Source organism: Streptomyces gottesmaniae (genome assembly GCF_031845845.1).
Taxonomy (GTDB): domain Bacteria; phylum Actinomycetota; class Actinomycetes; order Streptomycetales; family Streptomycetaceae; genus Streptomyces; species Streptomyces akebiae.
In genome coordinates, this window is sequence record NZ_JAVRFJ010000086.1 from 1 (window position 1) to 2,311 (window position 2,311).

Here is a 2,311-nt window from a genome sequence, read left to right on the forward strand (position 1 = left end):
ATGCAACTCGCCGCGATCATCGTGTCGTTGGTCCTGACCGTGGTCGGCGTTGCGCTCATCGCCCGAGCCGTGGCGCAGATCTACCGGTTCGTGAAGCTCGGTCAACCGGTGCCGGCGGGCAGCCGCACGGACGACCCGAAGGCGCGCACGATCACCCTGGTCAAGGAGTTCCTCGGCCACACCCGGATGAACCGGTGGGGGATCGTGGGCTTCGCCCACTGGTTCGTCGCGATCGGCTTCCTGACGCTGCCGCCGACCCTCGCCCAGGCATACGGCCAGCTGTTCCAGGCCGACTGGACGCTGCCGGTCATCGGCGGCTTCCTGCCGTTCGAGATGTACATCGAGTTCATCGGTGTGATGACGATCCTCGGCATCCTGGTGCTGATCGCCATCAGGCTGCTCAACCTGCCCTCCCGGGCCGGCCGCAAGTCGCGTTTCGCGGGCTCCAAGGCCTGGCAGGCGTACTTCGTCGAGTACGTCATCCTCACCATCGGCCTCGCGATCTACACCCTGCGCGGCCTCGAGGGCGCCATCCACCACGTGGACCACTACGAGGCCGGCTACTTCGCCTCGTACCCGCTGGTCCTGGCCTTCAAGGACCTCGACCCGAGCACCCTGCAGAACCTGATCTACTTCGTCGCAATGATCAAGATCGGCACCTCGCTGATCTGGATGATCACGGTCTCGCTGAACACCAACATGGGTGTCGCCTGGCACCGCTTCCTCGGCTTCCCGAACATCTGGTTCAAGCGGAACGCGGACGGCGCCACGGCGCTGGGCGGACTGCAGCCGATGACCTCCGGCGGCAAGCCGATCGACTTCACCGACCCCGGTGACGACGACGTCTTCGGCGTCAGCCAGGTGGAGCAGTTCTCCTGGAAGGGCATCCTCGACTTCTCGACCTGCACCGAGTGCGGTCGCTGCCAGTCGCAGTGCCCGGCCTGGAACACCGGCAAGCCCCTCTCGCCGAAGCTGCTGATCATGTCGCTGCGCGACCACGCGCACGCCAAGGCCCCCTACCTCCTCGCCGGTGGCGGCAAGACCATGGAGGGCGAGGAGAAGGCGTCCGAGGAGCAGCTCAAGGACGTGCCGGCCGCCGCCCTCGCCGAGGCCGAGCGCCCGCTGATCGGGACCGTCGAGGAGAACGGCGTCATCGACCCGGACGTCCTGTGGTCCTGCACCACCTGCGGTGCCTGCGTCGAACAGTGCCCGGTGGACATCGAGCACGTCGACCACATCGTCGACATGCGCCGCTACCAGGTGATGATCGAGTCCGCGTTCCCGTCCGAGGCGGGCACGATGCTCAAGAACCTGGAGAAGAAGGGCAACCCCTGGGGCCTGGCGAAGAAGCAGCGCCTGGAGTGGCTCAAGGAGGTCGAGTTCGAGGTCCCGGTCGTCGGCAAGGACATCGAGGACCTCTCCGAGGTCGAGTACCTGTACTGGGTCGGCTGCGCCGGTGCCCTGGAGGACCGCGCCAAGAAGACCACCAAGGCCTTCGCGGAACTGCTCCACATGGCGGGCGTCAAGTTCGCCATCATGGGCGGCGACGAGAAGTGCACCGGTGACTCCGCCCGCCGCCTCGGCAACGAGCCCCTGTTCCAGGAGCTCGGCATGGAGAACGTCATGGCGCTGAACATGGCGTTCGGCGAGGAGACGGACGACGACGGCAAGGTGACCGAGGAGTCCCGCAAGCCGAAGTCCGCCAAGAAGATCGTCGCCACCTGCCCGCACTGCCTCAACACCATCGGCAACGAGTACCCGCAGCTCGGCGGCGACTACGAGGTCATCCACCACACCCAGCTGCTCCAGCACCTCGTCGACGAGGGCAAGCTGATCCCGGTGACCCCGGTCGAGGGCATCATCACGTACCACGACCCCTGCTACCTGGGCCGCCACAACAAGATCTACACGCCGCCGCGCGAGATCATGACCGCCGTCCCGGGCCTGCGCCAGCAGGAGATGCACCGCCACAAGGAGCGCGGCTTCTGCTGCGGCGCCGGTGGCGCGCGGATGTGGATGGAGGAGCGGATCGGCAAGCGCATCAACAACGAGCGCGTCGACGAGGCCCTCTCGCTCAACCCGGACATCGTCTCCACCGCATGCCCGTTCTGCCTCGTCATGCTGACCGACTCGGTCAACGGCAAGAAGAACGAGGGCAAGGCCAAGGAGTCCATCACGGTCGTCGACGTCGCCCAGCTGTTGCTGGAGTCCGTCAAGACCCCCATCCCGGACGACGACGAGCCCCCGGCGGGCACGGCGGAGACGGAGAGCGAGCCGGAGCCGCAGCCGGTGAAGTAACCACCCGGCACGG

The 2,311-nt window shown here is 66.7% G+C and carries 1 protein-coding gene; it reads left to right on the forward strand.

Annotation, left to right across the window (positions count from 1 at the left end; translation table 11 throughout):
• Positions 1-2,298, forward strand: coding sequence for a heterodisulfide reductase-related iron-sulfur binding cluster (locus RM704_RS44450; protein ID WP_311593537.1), 2,298 nt, complete (start codon positions 1-3; stop codon positions 2,296-2,298).
• The last annotated feature ends 13 nt before the right edge of the window (positions 2,299-2,311 follow it).